Source organism: Actinoplanes sp. OR16 (assembly GCF_004001265.1).
GTDB lineage: Bacteria > Actinomycetota > Actinomycetes > Mycobacteriales > Micromonosporaceae > Actinoplanes.
Genome location: NZ_AP019371.1, coordinates 4,963,521 through 4,977,787 on the forward strand (window position 1 = coordinate 4,963,521; position 14,267 = coordinate 4,977,787).

9 protein-coding genes are annotated in these 14,267 nt (G+C 72.6%); 3 read left to right on the forward strand and 6 right to left on the reverse strand.

All coding sequences use genetic code 11. From position 1 onward, the window contains the following. Nucleotides 1-50: 50 nt before the first annotated feature. Nucleotides 51-479: a hypothetical protein gene (locus EP757_RS22745; RefSeq protein WP_127549121.1), complete on the reverse strand. Its 429-nt coding sequence runs from the start codon at nucleotides 477-479 to the stop codon at nucleotides 51-53. Between the two features lie 38 nt (nucleotides 480-517). Here EP757_RS22745 and EP757_RS22750 point away from each other — a divergent pair, with 38 nt between their 5' ends. Beyond that, on the forward strand, nucleotides 518-3,790 hold the full coding sequence (locus EP757_RS22750) for a CHAT domain-containing protein (protein ID WP_127549125.1): 3,273 nt from the start codon (nucleotides 518-520) through the stop codon (nucleotides 3,788-3,790). Between the two features lie 22 nt (nucleotides 3,791-3,812). On the opposite strand, the gene EP757_RS22755 is transcribed toward EP757_RS22750, so the two are convergent. From EP757_RS22755 to EP757_RS22770, 4 genes are read right to left on the reverse strand one after another with little or no spacing between them, the layout of a single operon-like run. Beyond that, complete coding sequence (locus EP757_RS22755; RefSeq protein WP_127549127.1) at nucleotides 3,813-4,265, reverse strand: cupin domain-containing protein; 453 nt, start codon at nucleotides 4,263-4,265, stop codon at nucleotides 3,813-3,815. After that, nucleotides 4,262-5,221 carry an alpha/beta fold hydrolase gene (locus EP757_RS22760; RefSeq protein ID WP_127549129.1) on the reverse strand — a complete coding sequence of 320 codons (960 nt, stop codon included), beginning with the start codon at nucleotides 5,219-5,221 and terminating at the stop codon, nucleotides 4,262-4,264. Before EP757_RS22760 ends, EP757_RS22755 begins: the two co-directional genes overlap by 4 nt. A gap of 20 nt (nucleotides 5,222-5,241) precedes the next feature. Further along, entirely contained in the window at nucleotides 5,242-6,030 is a 789-nt protein-coding gene (locus tag EP757_RS22765; RefSeq protein ID WP_127549131.1) for an SDR family NAD(P)-dependent oxidoreductase, read from the reverse strand. A gap of 34 nt (nucleotides 6,031-6,064) precedes the next feature. Continuing rightward, the gene (locus tag EP757_RS22770) at nucleotides 6,065-6,862 is read right to left on the reverse strand and encodes an alpha/beta hydrolase (RefSeq protein ID WP_127549132.1); all 798 of its coding nucleotides are present in this window, start codon (nucleotides 6,860-6,862) and stop codon (nucleotides 6,065-6,067) included. A gap of 120 nt (nucleotides 6,863-6,982) precedes the next feature. Here EP757_RS22770 and EP757_RS22775 point away from each other — a divergent pair, with 120 nt between their 5' ends. Further along, nucleotides 6,983-9,739 carry an AAA family ATPase gene (locus tag EP757_RS22775; protein WP_127549134.1) on the forward strand — a complete coding sequence of 919 codons (2,757 nt, stop codon included), beginning with the start codon at nucleotides 6,983-6,985 and terminating at the stop codon, nucleotides 9,737-9,739. 47 nt (nucleotides 9,740-9,786) lie between these two features. Continuing rightward, nucleotides 9,787-12,507, forward strand: coding sequence for an AAA family ATPase (locus tag EP757_RS22780; protein ID WP_127549136.1), 2,721 nt, complete (start codon nucleotides 9,787-9,789; stop codon nucleotides 12,505-12,507). A gap of 15 nt (nucleotides 12,508-12,522) precedes the next feature. Here EP757_RS22780 and EP757_RS22785 read toward each other — a convergent pair whose 3' ends face one another. After that, on the reverse strand, nucleotides 12,523-14,115 hold the full coding sequence (locus EP757_RS22785; protein ID WP_232049951.1) for an FAD-dependent oxidoreductase: 1,593 nt from the start codon (nucleotides 14,113-14,115) through the stop codon (nucleotides 12,523-12,525). Nucleotides 14,116-14,267 lie beyond the last annotated feature (152 nt).

Here is a 14,267-nt window from a genome sequence, read left to right on the forward strand (position 1 = left end):
CGCCACCGGGCGGCCCAGGCACCTATCTGCGCCGCTGACCAGCTCCCGCACTAGGCCGGCTCGTCCGGGTCCAGCCGGATCGCTGTGGCGGGCGGCTCGGGCACCACCCGGATCGTCCACCGTGCACGGCCCGGCTGGTATTGCACGAGCAGCCAGTCGCGGTTGCCGGACTCCGGGATGCGCACCGCCGCCAGCCGGGCCGCCTCCGACGTGGGCAGCGTCGCGGGCAGCTCGACGGCGATGCGGGTCAGCGGGTCGGCCAGGACGATCGGGCCTGCCTCGGCTGCCCGGCGGCGGCTCTGCAAACGGTCCTTGATCTTGGTGTAGACGTCTTCACCGGCCTTCGTGACCACCCCCTGGATGAAGGGGGCCAGCGCGGAGCCGGTCAGCGCGGCGAGGAGCAGCTCGCCCACCCCGCGCTCGGAGCCGGAACCGGGATCGGGACGGCTGGGCTGCGACGGGTTGCCGGCGAAATCCACGCCGGTGATTCTGTCAGAACGGTGCGACAATCACGATCGTGCCGGGGACACAGGACAGGGACGCGGACGTCAACGCCGCGGCGGCGAACCTGGAACGCGAGGTCGGCCGCATCCTCGACGACTACGGCGAGACCCCGATCCCGCCGGCCGTCCTGGACCGGATGATCGCAGCGCTCACCCATGCCGCCGAGGTGCCGGGGCTCGACCCGGAGGTCGCCGCGCACGTGTGGTCGACGCTCGGGTTCGTGCTCAAGTGCCGTTTCCTGCAGGACCTCACCGGCGACGGCGGCCTGACCGACATCGAGCTGTGCATCGACTACTACCACCGCGCGCTCGCGGTGGTGCCGCCGCCGGGGCCCTACCCGATCTGGGGCAATCTCGCCCAGGCCTGCCTCGCCCGGTGCCTGAAAATGCCGGGCGACGTCGCCGCCGCACGCGAGGCGGTTCTCGTGCACGCGTGCGCCCTGGACGTGCTGACACCCGCCGACCCGGAGTTCGCGTCAGCGCTGTCGGCGGCGGCGTTCCTGCTCACCACCCGATTCGCGCTGCAGGAGGGCGACCTCGGCCTGGAGGACCTGGCCGCCGCGTTCTTCCGGGCCCGCGACAAGGCCGCGCCCGGCAGCCCGGCCGCGAGCGCGGCGGCGATGGCGCACGCCGAGACACTGCTGGTCCTGCGCATGCGGGGTGAGCCGGTGCCTCCGAAGGTGGAGCTGTCGGCCTGGTGGGAGGTGCTTTCCACCCAGCAGCCCGGCGACGACCGGGCCCGCAACGCGCTCTATGAGCTCGGCAAGGAACTGGTCGAGCGCTATCGGTCCGGCGGATCCGCCGACGACCTCGACGACGCCGTGCAGGCCCTGGCCCTGGCCGCTGATCAGCCGTCGACGCAGGCCGACTTCGCCGGGATGCTCGCCTATGCGCTGCGGCTGCGCGCCGAACGTGACCGCCCGGACCCCGAGGACGACCTCGACGCGGGGGTGACGGCGATGCGGGCCGCCCTGCGCGCCTCGGCACCCGGCGAGGAACGGGACACGGCCACCGCGCAGCTGGGTGACCTGCTGCTCCAGCGGTTCCGGGCCACCCGGCAGCGCAAGGACCTCGACGAGGCGATCGAACGCGGGCATCAGGTGCTGGACGGCAAAGGGCTGAAGATCGGCGAGGACGATCCCGGTCCGCAGCGCACCGCCGTACGAATGATGATCCAGGCCTTGACCCTGCGCGCCGATCTGGATGGCAATTCGGCGGACGCGTCGATCGCCGGGTTGTTGCGCTGGTACAACCCGGACGTCAGCCCGAACACCAACACCGAGTTCGGAGCGTCCATCCCTGCCGGTGCGCAACGGCTCGTCCGCCCGGAGGGGCGGCTGCAACGGATGTTCGGCCGGATGTACACCGTCCTGGCCGCGACCCGTCGGGCGCACACGCACCCCGATCACGAGCTCGCGGAGGAGATCGACGAGCAGATCCGCTGGCTCGAGCAGGCGGTGCGCAGCGACATCCCCGGCGCCGAGCGCATGCGGTTCCGCGACGACCTGACCGACACGCTGAGCGCCCGGCACATCGCCGTGCCCGAGCCGCGCCTGCTCGACGACATGATCACCCACCAGACGGCGCTGCTCGGCGAGCTGCCCGAGCACGAGGCGGTGCACCGGGCCGCTCACCGGCTCGGCCTGGCACAGTCCCACTACGAACGGTACGAAGCGAGCCACCGTCCGGACGACTTCGACGCCGCCGTGCGGCACGTCCGGCAGATCGTTCCCGACCCGGCGGTGACCACCGAGCTCCGGCTCTGGGCAGCGGTGGCGCTCGGCGAGTTCGGTGGGCGCGCCGGACGCTGGGAGATCGCGCGCGTCGGGTTCGGGCAGGCCGTCGCCTTGCTGCCTCGACTCGTGGGCAGGCAGCTCAGCCCCGACGACCACCTCCGCGAGATGTCCCGCTGGTCCGACCTCGCCTGCGACGCCGCGGCCGCCGCCGTCCGCAGCGGTGATCCGGGGCACGCCCTCGAAGTGCTGGAACAGGGCCGCGGCCTGCTCATCGGCCGGGCCCTCGACAGCCGCGCCGCGTTCGACGAGGTGCTGGCCGCCGACCCGCGGCAGGCGCCGGCACTGCTCGACGATCTGCGCCGCATCGGCGACGCGCTGGCCGTGTCCGAAACCGGCCACGGCGGTGACGCGGCCGACAGCAGTGATGTCGACCGGCGCCGCGCCCTCGGTAAGCAGTGGGATCGCACCGTCGATCGGATCCGCGCGCTGCCGGGCTGCGCCGACTTCCTGGCGCCGGTGACCGTGGAGCGTCTTCGTCCGGCGGCGGCGGGCGGACCGGTCGTGACGATCATCGTGAGCCGGTTCGGCAGCGCCGCGCTCGTTCTCACCGCCGGCGGGGTCGAGGCGGTGCCTCTGCCGGATCTCACCCCTTCAGCGGTACGGGACCACGTCGCCCGTTTCCACGAATCGGTGCCGTTCGCCGAGCTCAGCCCGGCTGACGCGGACCTCACCCGGTTCGCTCAGCAACCGCTGCGCGACGTGCTCGCCTGGCTGTGGCGGACGATCGCCGAGCCGGTCCTGGCCCACCTCGGCGAGGCGCCGCCCCGGATCTGGTGGATCACCACGGGCGAGCTGGGCGCGCTGCCCGTGCACGCCGCCGGCCTCGATGGTGGATCGTCGATGCTGGATCTGACGGTTTCCAGCTACACCCCGACGGTGCGGAGCCTGCTGGCCGCCTCCCGGCGCGGCGAGCCGGCCGGCGCCCCGCGCGTCCAGCTGGTCGGGATGCGCGAGACACTGCCCGGCGTCAATGCCGAAGTGAACCGGATCTTGGAACATCTCCCGCACGCCCGGCACGTCTTCGACGCCGATGCCACCCGCGGCCGGGTGCGTGCGGCGCTGCGCGACACCGGCTGGCTGCACGTGGCCTGCCACGCGATCAGCTACGCCACCCACCCGGCCGACAGCGCCCTTCATCTGTACGACGGCCCGCTGACCGTCCGCGAACTGCTCGCCGACCGGGCGCCGTACGGCCGGCTGGCCTACCTCTCCGCCTGCCAGACGGTCCTCACCAGCGCGGCCGCCTCCGCGGAGGTGATCCACCTCGGGACGGCGCTGCAGGCGGCCGGCTTCCAGCACGTCGTCGGCACCCTGTGGAGCGTCACCGACGGGACTGCTGCCGAGACCGCCCACCTGTTCTATCAGGGCGTCGGCGGCCGGCCCGACGCGTCGCGCAGCGCCCTGGCCCTGCACGACGCGGTTCGCGAGCTGCGGCGCCGCTATCCGGGGATGCCCACGCGGTGGGCCGCCTACGCCCACTTCGGACCCTGAGCCGGCGCCCGGCGGCGTCGGGTCACTCGGTGGGCGGCGGCCCCGCGACCCGGACGCGGAAGGCGTCCGCCGAAGCGAGGATCGCGCCGATGTCGAAGGCGGCCGGCACCGCGTCGACATCGGTCACCGGTGAGCCGTTCGACGTGAACCATTCCTCGACGTCGCCCGGGGCGAACACCGCCGCCAGCCGGGCGGTCTCGCTGCGCACGAGGTAGCTGTGCGCGACCCCGCGCGGGCCGTAGGCGACCTGGCCGGGTTCCAGGTCGAACGTCTCGCCGCCGACGAAGAAGCGGATCCTGCCGTCCAGGACGATCCAGACCTCTTCCTCGTTGTCGTGCACGTGCAGCGGCGGGGCGTGCCCGGCCGCGTCGGTGAACTCCATGACCGACAGGCTGCCGCCGGTCGCCTTGCCGGGGACGAGGACGCGGGCCTGTCCGCCGAGGAACCAGAACCGGTCGTTCGGGCCGTACGTCATTTGTGGCCTTTCAGGAAGCGCAGGAGAAGGTCGGTGGTCTGGGCCGGGTGTTCTTCGTAGATCCAGTGGCCGGAGTCGGGGATGACGACGGTGGTGACGTCGCGGGCGTACTTGCGGGCCTGGTCGCCGACCGCGGTCTTGAGGCTGCCCGAGGCGCCGATGGCGAGGACGGGCATGGTGAGCTTCGTCCGGCCGTACCGGGCGTTGTCCTTGATGTCCTGCGGGAAGGATCGGAACCACGCGAAGCTCGCCTCGAGGTGGCCGGGTTTGCGCAGGTTGCCGGCGAACACCTCGATGTCCGACGGTGTGACGGCGCCCTTCTGGACTTCGAGGCTGTCGATGAACCCGTCGACCCACACCTGCTCGCGACCCCGCACGATGCTTTCGGGCAGGCCGTTGGTGAGGGAGAAGAAGCCGAAGTTCCACACCCCGGGCCCCTGCGCGGTCAGCGCCGGGAATTCGTAGATGCTCGGGTCGGGGATCGGGGCCTCGCTGAGCACCAGCTTCGTCACGTCGGCGCGGTGTGCGGCCGCGTAGGAGTAGGCGACCATCGTGCCGATGTCGTGCCCGACGATGCGCAGGTTCTTGGTACGGCCGAGCTGAGTGAGCAGGCCGTGCAGGTCTGCGGCCATCGTCTTCTTGTCGTAGCCGGTGGCCGGGGCGTCGCTGCCACCGGCGCCGCGCAGGTCGGGGGCGATGACCGTGTAGTGCTCGGCGAGGGCGGGCATGATGTCGCGCCACTCGTGCCAGGACTGCGGATATCCGTGGATGAGGACCAGGGTCGGCCCGCGACCGCCGATCACGTAGTGGATGCCGACCGCGCCGACGCGAGCCGTGTGCTCGGCGAATCCGGTGGGAAGTGCGGCGGAGGCAGGGGTGACGTTGAGACCGGCGACCGCGAGCACCGCCGCGACGGTCAGCCCGAGCGCGCGGAAGAGGCGGGTGCGAAGGTGCATCGATACTCCAGGTGAGGGATTCACAGGGTGCTGATCAGGCCGCCGTCGATGGTGAAGTCGGCGCCGGTGATGTTGGTGGCGCGGTCGCCGGCCAGGAAGGTCACCAGGTCGGCGACCTCCTCGGGCCGGGTGAAGCGGCCGGTAACGGATTCGCTCGCGGCTTGCTGGGCGACGGCGTCCGCCTTGCCGCCGGTGGCACTCGCGACGGCGGCCGCCACCCCGCCCTCGCCGAGCCACAGGTCGGTGGCGACCGGGCCGGGACTGACCGTGTTGACCCGGATGCCGGCCGGGCCGACCTCTTTGGACAGCGACTTGCAGAAGCTGGTGAGCGCGGCCTTCGCGGCGCTGTAGTCGATCACCAGCGGGTCGGGCAGGGCGGCGTTGACCGAGCTGACCGTGACGATGGCGCCGGCATCGCCCGCGACCAGGGCGGGCAGTGCGGCCCGGGTCATCCGGACGGCGGTGAGAAGGTTGATCGTCAGGGTGGCGATCCAGTCGTCGTCGGTGACGGACAGGAATCCGCCGAGCCGGGGCCGCACCCCGCCGACGTTGTTGACCAGCACGTCGAGGCGCCCGAACTCGTCGAGCGCGGTGGTGACGATGCCGGGCGGCTCGTGCGGATCGGTGAGGTCGGCCGTCACGGTGCGCAGCCGGCCAACCTCCTCCAGCGCCTTGAGCTGCGCCGATTCGCTCCTGGAGACGGCCACCACGCTCGCGCCCTCGGCCAGCAGCGCGCGGGTGACGGCCAGGCCGATGCCGCGGCCGGCCCCGGTGACGATGACGCTCTTGCCGGACAGGCCAAGATCCATTTCAAGACCCTTTCTCGGTACGTCGGTACGAGGCTCAGAAACCCTGTCGCCGCAACCAGGACAGCGCCTCGTCAGCGACCTCACGCCAGCCGCTGTCGATGGTCAGCGAATGGCCCTTGCCCGGGAAGTCGGTGATGTCGGTGACCGCTTCCGAGTGCCGGTACTGCTTGAGCGTCGCCCGTACGATCGTCTCGGGGACCGTGTGGTCCTTGCCGCCGCTCATCAGCAGCAGCGGGCCGCGCGACGCGTTGCCGGTGTCGACCGCGGCGGGGGAGTGCGGGTCGAAGTTCGCTGCTGCCGCCTCGAACAGCGGCTTGCCGGGCGCGGGGATCGTCCACTGCTCGAACAGCGCGTCCGACTCCTGCTCCGGGATGGCGTTGCCGAACGCGAACTGGAACTGCTTGGCGGTCAGCGACACCGCGCGATGCTTGTTCGCCGGGTTCTTGAACACCGGCAGGGTGGCCCGCAGCGCCGACAGCGGCAGCGGCAGCACGCCCTTGATCTGCGCGGCGTCGATCGCGACGGCGGCCCGGGCCAGGTCCTGCCCGAGCAGCTTCTGCGCGATCATGCCGCCGAACGAGTGGCCGATCAGGATCGGCGCGGAGTCCAGGCCGCGGATGATTGACGCGAAGTGCTCGACCACGTCGTCGATGCCGTGGTCGGCGATGCTCTCCGGATTCTCCCGGGCCTCGGCCACGGTGTCCGGGTCACCCGGCCAGCCGGGTGCCACCGGCGCGTAGCCCTCCGCGGTGAACAGCTCGATCCAGGGGTTCCAGGAGGTGGCGTGCAGCCAGAGGCCGTGGATGAAAACGATCGGAATCGGTGTCGTCATGCGAGCAGGACATCAGCGCGGACGGGTGCGGCGAATCAGGGAAACCCCACAGTCGTCGCGGCGGCCTTGCGCCCGGCATCGGGGGTTCCTACGGTCGTTCAGGACACGGGGGGAACAAGAATGGGTGACGGCGAGCTGTTCGTCGGCCGCGTGCGCGAGTCCGAGCAGCTGCGGGCCTGCGCCGGCAAGGTCCGGGCCGGCGACTCCTGGCTGGCGGTGGTCGAGGGCGAGGCCGGGATCGGCAAGAGCGCCCTGGTCCGCGGGCTCACTTCGGCGCTGACCGACTTCACGGTGCTGCCGGCGATCGCCGACGCGTCGGAGAGCGATGTGCCGTACGGCGTGCTCGACCAGCTGGCCCGGCACACCGGTGAGGCGGGTCCGGCCGCCGGGGTCGCGCCGCACGTCGCCGGTGGCGGTCTGCTGCTGATGCTCGGCACGGCGCAGCAGGCCGGCCGCCCGGTCGCGGTGATCGTGGACGATCTGCAGTGGGCGGACCGGCAGTCGGTGCAGGCGCTCGGGTTCGTGCTGCGCCGGCTCTGGGCCGACCGGGTGCTGACCGTGCTGGTGACCCGGCCGCAGACCGGTGCGCCCGCGGAGACGCTGGACCGGCTGCTGCGGTCGACGGACCGCACCACGAAGATCAGCCTGGGCGGGCTCGACGGCGGCGAGGTCGCGCAGCTGGCGCACGCGCTGGCCGACGGCACCCCGGCCCCCGGCGTCACCGAGCGGCTGCACGCGTGGACCCGGGGCAACCCGCTGCACGTCCGGACGGTGCTCGCCGAGGTCCCGGCGCAGGTGCTGCGCGACGGTTCGGTGGAGCGATGGCCGGTGCCGCGCACCCTGATCGCCGGCATCGAGGCGCAGCTGGCCGGCCTGCCCGGTGACTCGCGGGAGCTGCTCGAGGCGCTCGCCGTCCTGGACGGCCGCACGCCGCTGTCGACGATCGGCCGGCTCGCCGGTCTGCCCGACCCGGCCGGCGCGCTCGGGCCCGCGCTGGCCGCCGGGCTCGCCCAGTGGTGGCCGTCCGAGCCGCAGAGCCCGGTCGCGCTGGTGCACGCGCTGCACCGCGACGCGATCTATGACGGGCTCGCACCGGATCGGCGGCGCGCCCTGCACGCCGGCGCCGCGGACCTGGTCGGCACGGCCGCGTCCTGGGGGCACCGGGTCGCGGCGGCCACCAGCACCGACGAGGTCCTCGCCGCCGAGCTGGAGCAGTCCGGGCTGGCGGAGGCCGCGGACGGGCGCAGTGCGGTGGCGGCGACCCGGCTGGGCTGGGCCGCGTCGCTGTCGGCGAACCGCGAGGACCGGGAACGGCGGCTGCTGACCTCGTGCGCGCAGGCGCTGCTGACCATGCGGCCCGAGCGGGTGAGCCCGCTGCGGCAGCAGATCGAGGACTGCGCGCCCGGCCCGTTGCGCGACGGCGTCCTGGGGATCATGGATCTGATGGCCGGGCGGATCCCGACCGCCGAGCAGAGCCTGACCCGGGCCTGGCAGGACGCCGCCACGGTGCCCGGTGCCGGCTGGATCGCCGGGCTGGCCGGCATGTTCCTCGCCCAGATCATGATCTGGACCGGTCGTGGCGCGGAGACGACCGAGATCGCCCGTCGTACCCTGAATGTCGGTGATCTTGATCCGGCCACCACCGATCTGACCCGGGCGCTGCTGGCCACCGGCCGGATGTGGCACCGGGGCCCGCGTGCCGCGCTCGGTGACCTCACCCACCTGCCGGCCGCGAGCACCGATGTCCGCGACGACAACCTGGACAGCCTGGCGACCCGGGGTGTCATGCGGCTGTTCCTGGGAGAGCTCGCCCAGGCCCGTGGTGATCTGTGGACGGTCGCGTGGCGTGACCAGCAGGGCGCCGCGTCCAAGCTCGCCGCCGCCACCCTGGCGCTGCAGTCGGTCGTGCACTACCTGGCCGGCGAGTGGGACGAGAGCGAGGCCGCCGCGGACCGGGCGCAGGCCGTCGCGGTCGCCCACGACCAGCTCGTCTTCGACTCGGCGGCCCGGTTCGCGGCAGTCTGCGTCGAGGCGGGCCGCGGCGAATGGGATCGTGCCGGTCAGCGGCTCGACGACCTGTCCCGGCTGGTGCGGACCCTCGGCGCGCCGCCGGAGATCGTCTACTCGTCGCTGGCCGCGGCGATGGTGGCGCAGGCCCGCGCCGATCACGCCGGGATGCGCCGTGCGCTGCTGCCGTTGCTCGACGCCGACGAGCGACGGCCACGGTTCACGCCGTTCGGGCTGCACCAGCAGTCGCTGCTGGTGGAGGCGCTGACCGGGATCGGGCGTCTCGACGACGCCGCGACGGTGCTCGGCGACCTGCGCGAAGCCCACGACGGCACCGGCTACCTGCGGGACGTGGTCGCGCGGCTGGCCGGGCAGCTCGCCGAAGCACGCGGCCGCCCGGATGAGGCCGTCGACATCTACCGGCGGGCGCTCGCCGTGGAGGCGGACGCCGACACCGCCCCGCTCTACCGGGCCATGCTGGAGCAGGCGTGCGGCCGGGTGCTGCTGGCCACCGGAGCGGCGTCGCGGCGCGAGGCGGCGAGCCTGCTCCTGGCGGCGCACCGCCGGTTCGCGGTGCTGCGGGCCGTGCCGTTCGTGCAGCGCTGCGAGCAGGACCTGACCGCCGGCGGGCTGAGCGTGGAAGGCGACGACGCCGGCCGATCGCCGGTGGCGGCGCTGACCGAGCGGGAGAAGTCGGTGGCGTACGTCATCGCGAGCGGGCGCACCAACCAGCAGGCCGCCGCCGAGCTCTACGTCAGCCAGAAGACTGTCGAGTACCACCTGTCCAACATCTACGCCAAGCTGGGCATCTCGTCGCGGCGGCTGCTCGCCGAGGCGCTGCGCGGCCGCCACCCCAGGGACGCCGCCTAGGGTCCGGCCCCAGGGTGCCGGGACGGCCCTGGTGGTGTGCTGGACGGGTGAGCACAGCTTTCCCGTTCATCGGCCGCCACGACGAGCAGCGGGTCCTGACCGACCTGCTGGCCGGCGTCCGGGAGGGACACAGCGGCAGCCTGGTGCTGGTCGGTGAAGCCGGGACGGGCAAGACGAGCCTTCTCGATCAGGCCGTCGCGAGCTGCCCGGACATGCGTGTCGCACACATCGCCGGAGTGGAGTCGGAGACGCTCCTGGGATTCGCCGCCCTGCACCGGCTGCTGGGGCCCTGGCTGTCGCGGGTGGACACCCTTCCGGCGCCGCAGCGCGACGCCCTGCACACCGCGTTCGGCCGGCGCGCCGGCGGACCGGCCGACCGGTACCTCGCCGGGATGGCCGCGCTCACGCTGATCGCCGAGGCCGCCGCACCACAGCCGCTGCTGTGCGTGGTGGACGACGCGCACTGGCTGGACCGGGAATCGGCCGAGGTGCTGGCGTTCGTGGCCCGCCGTCTGCACGCCGAGTCGGTCGGGCTGCTGTTCGCGACCCGCCCGTACCCCGCCTCCGCGGTTGACGGTCTTCCGGTTCTCGCCGTGTCCGGGCTGCCCGGCGGCGACGCCGGCGCCCTGCTCGCCGCCGGCGCCACCGCCCACCTCGACACCACCGTCGCCGCGACCATCGTGGCGGGCACCGGCGGCAACCCGCTCGCCTTGGTCGAGCTCGCACAGGCACTCACCGCCGAGCAGCTGGCCGGGATCGCGCCGCTGCCCGACCCGCTGCCGGTCGGCGCCCAGCTGGAGAGCCACTTCCTGCGTCAGGTCCAGTCGCTGCCCGCCGACACGCAGACCCTGCTGCTGATCTTCTCGGCCACGCCCCCGCAGGACCCGGGCCTGGCCTGGCGGGCCGCCGCCCACCTCGGCGTCGCCGCGGAGCGGGCCGACCCCGCGCTGGCCGCGGGCGTGCTGACCGCCGCTCTCGACTTCCGGCATCCGCTGATCCGCTCGGCGGTCTACCGGGGCGCCGACCCGGCGGCCCGGCGCGGCGTGCACACGGCCCTCGCCGCGGCCTGCGACCCGGTGTTCGACGCGGACCGGTGCGCCTGGCACCGCGCGCAGGCCACCATCGGGCTCGACGAACAGGTGGCCGTCGAACTGGTGCGGGCCGCCGACCGGGCACAGGCCCGCGGTGGTCACGCCGCCCGCGCCGCGTTCCTGTCCCGCGCGGCGGACCTGAGCCCGGACCCGCGCACCCAGGCCGCCCGGCTGGTCGCCGCGGCCCGCGCCCATCTGGTCCTCGGTGATGCGGCGTCCGCGCACGAGATGCTGAGCCGGGCCGAACGGGGACTCGACGACCCCATGCTGCGCGTCGTCGCCCGGCAGACCCAGGCGGCCGTCGAGATGTACACCGACCGGTTCGCCCACGCCCCGGTCATCCTGCTGGAGGCCGCCCGGTCGATCATCGGGCACGACGATGCCCTGGCCCGGAAGATGATGTTCGATGCGCTGCAGGCGGTCCTGTTCACCGACCACCGCGTGACCGAGGTGGCGATGCCCGACCTCGCCCGTGAAGTGCTGGCGTCCCCGGTGGCGCTGCCGGATCACCCGGCCTGCACCGACCTGCTGCTGTTCGGCTACGCGACCCGGGTCGCCGCCGGATACCGCGAGGCCGTGCCGCTGATGCGGGCCGCCCTGACCGCGCTGGCCCGCGACGAGCACGTGGACCAGGAGGTGCTGCCGCTCGCGGTGATCAGCAGGTACATGGCCGACGACCTGTGGGACGACGAGGCCGGCCGGCAGGTGTGGAAACGGCTCGAGGCCCGCGACCGGGCCGGTGGGGCTCTGGGAACGCTGCAGACCACGATCATGGTCGGTGCGATCTGGGAGATCCGGGCCGGCCGGTTCGACGCGGCAGCAGCCCTGCACGACGAGCTCACCGAGCTCGCCGGCGTGGTGGGACAGCCGCACCGGATGGGCATCCAGCGCATCGAATGGCTCGCCTGGACCGGGCGGGAGCAGCAGATCCGGGCGGTGGCGGCCGAGCCGGGCATCGGCTTCGACGACCACGTGCTGGCAGCCGTGGCGGTGCTGGAGATCGCCTTGGGCCGCTATCACGAAGCCCTCGCCTGCCTGCTGCCGTCGCTGGAGCGTGACAGGCCCGACGCCGGCGGCGCCCGATCCCTGCACGAGATCGTCGAGGCCGGCGTCCGCGCCGGCGACCACCGGGCCGCCAAGGCCGCACTGACCCTGCTGGAGGAGCGGGTCCCGGTCAGCGACACCGCCTGGGGGTGGGGCCTGCTCGCCCGCTGCCGGGCGCTCATGGCCGACGACGAGCAGGCCGAGACGTTCTACCGTGAAGCACTGCGCCTGCTCGGCCGGACCCAGGTCGTCACCGAGCTCGCCCGGACGCACCTGCTCTACGGCGAGTGGCTGCGCCGCGGCCGGCGTCGTGGTGACGCCCGCGAGCAGCTGCGGACGGCGTACGAGATGTTCTCCCGGATGGGCGCCGAAGCCTTCGCCGAACGGGCGCGCGGGGAACTGACCGCGACGGGGGAGCGGTTGTCGCGGCGCGAGGACCGTGCCGGGCCGAGCCTGACCGCGCAGGAACGCCAGGTCGCGAACCTGGCCGCGAACGGAGCGACGAACAGCGAGATCGCGGCCCGGCTGTTCCTGAGCACCTCCACCGTCGAATATCACCTGACCAAGGTCTTCCGGAAGCTGGCGATCACGTCCCGCCGCAGGCTGGCCGCGGCCCTGCGCGACGAGACCTGACACGGAGTCGGCGCATCAGGCGGTCACCCGCTCGTGGATCTGCTCGACGGTGGCGCGGGCCGAGGTGATGGCGCCGTGCTGCCAGGCGATCGCATGGCTGAGATGGTCGCCGGCGAAGTAGACGTTGCCGGTGGCCTGCAGCAGGCTGCGGTAGCCGGCGCCGGTCTGGCCGCCGGACGTGCTGGGCCAGCCGGTCCAGGCCGCCTCGGCGAACCTCGCCGACGCCCAGTCCTGGCTGAACGACGCGATGATGCCTTCGCCGTAGACGTCACCGAAGATCTTCTTGCCCTGTGCCGTCGCCTCGGCGAGCCGTTGCGCCGGGGTCAGGGTGCCGTAGAAGTTCGCGTTGCTGCCGGTGTTGTAGTAGCCGATCATCGTGCCGGTGCGGCCGTGGTAGCCGTACGACGGATGCCACATGTTGCCGATGTTGGTGTTCGCGTTGGTGATGCCGCCGTAGATGCGGAAGTCCTCCTCCCACCAGCGGCGGTCGTACTCGATGCCGATCTTGCCGGCGTTGGTGCGGCTGACCGAGCCCAGCGCCGTGACCACCTCGTCGGGCATGTTGCTGGGGATCCTCGCGGCGATGTGCGGCGGCATCGCGTTGACGGCGAAGTCGGCGGTGATGGTCTTCGGGCGGCCGGAGGCGCTCGTGTAGGTGACCGCGACACCATCGGTGGTGTTCCGGTACGCCACCACCTCGGCGTTGTACCGGAAGTTGCGGGCGCCGATCGCGTCGGCGAAGGCGTACGCGATGCGGTCCATGCCGCCGACCGGCTGGTACATCATCATCGCCTGGTCGAAGCCCATCTCGAAGGAGAAGTAGTTGCCCAGGGTGGACCGGAACAGGTCGGAGATCTCGTACGGCGCCAGGGGCGTGCCGGCCTCGAGATGGGCACCCGGCTGGACGGCGTAGCCGCGCCGCCCGCCGCCGACGTACTCGTTGGCCGAGTTGATGGCCCCGAAGCTGCGCAGATACGAGATCAGCGCCTCCTTGTCCGCGGCCGTCAGTTCGGCGTCGAGGGCGCCCTGACTGGTCGCCTTGGCCAGCAGTTCGGCCGTGTAGCCGTACGCGTCGGCCTTGACCGCACGTTGCCGCACGGGGACGCCGTTGAGCGCGCCGGGGACGTTCTCGCGATAGAGGAACGCATCGGCGTTCTGGTTGGTGAAGACCTCGATCGGTACGCCCAGCTCCTTGCAGTAGTCGAGCGTCACGTGCATCTGCGGGATGCGCCCCGGGCCGGCGTTCATGTACTGGCCCTTGGAGAAGCGGGCCTTCTGTCTCTGTCCTTTGAGGTCGGTGAAGGTGGTGCCGCCTCGAACCGTCCAGTTGCGGCCGCCGGGGCGGTCGTTGCCCTCCAGCACGGTGACCGAGTAGCCACCCTTGAGCAGTTCGTAGGCGGCTGTCATGCCGGCGATGCCGCCGCCCATGACGATGACGGACTTGGTGCCCCGGCCGCGCAGGGCGTCGTTCGTGAGCGGGGTGAACGGCGGGGTCTCGGCGGCGCTTGCCGCGGTGGTGAGACCGAGGGCTCCCATGGTGTGGAACATGACTCCGGCGCCGCCGGCGATGCCGACCTGGCGGAGGAAGTCACGACGTGTCTGGCCCAAGAACGACCTCCCGGGGTGAAGGATCTTGTGCCCGGACGCTAGGGTCGCCAGATTTCGGTGCCGCTGCACTCGCGTGTCCACCGCATTGCCATAGCCGTGAGTCGATGAAGGCGGTGTTGAGGGGCCACGTCGTTCCGGTGGCCGGACCACCG

Bases quoted from the DNA above. Each gene is read 5' to 3' on its own strand.
- EP757_RS22755 (WP_127549127.1), bottom strand. From the start codon at position 4,265: ATGACGTACGGCCCGAACGACCGGTTCTGGTTCCTCGGCGGACAGGCC.
- EP757_RS22760 (WP_127549129.1), bottom strand. From the start codon at position 5,221: ATGCACCTTCGCACCCGCCTCTTCCGCGCGCTCGGGCTGACCGTCGCG.
- EP757_RS22765 (WP_127549131.1), bottom strand. From the start codon at position 6,030: ATGGATCTTGGCCTGTCCGGCAAGAGCGTCATCGTCACCGGGGCCGGC.
- EP757_RS22770 (WP_127549132.1), bottom strand. From the start codon at position 6,862: ATGACGACACCGATTCCGATCGTTTTCATCCACGGCCTCTGGCTGCAC.
- EP757_RS22775 (WP_127549134.1), top strand. From the start codon at position 6,983: ATGGGTGACGGCGAGCTGTTCGTCGGCCGCGTGCGCGAGTCCGAGCAG.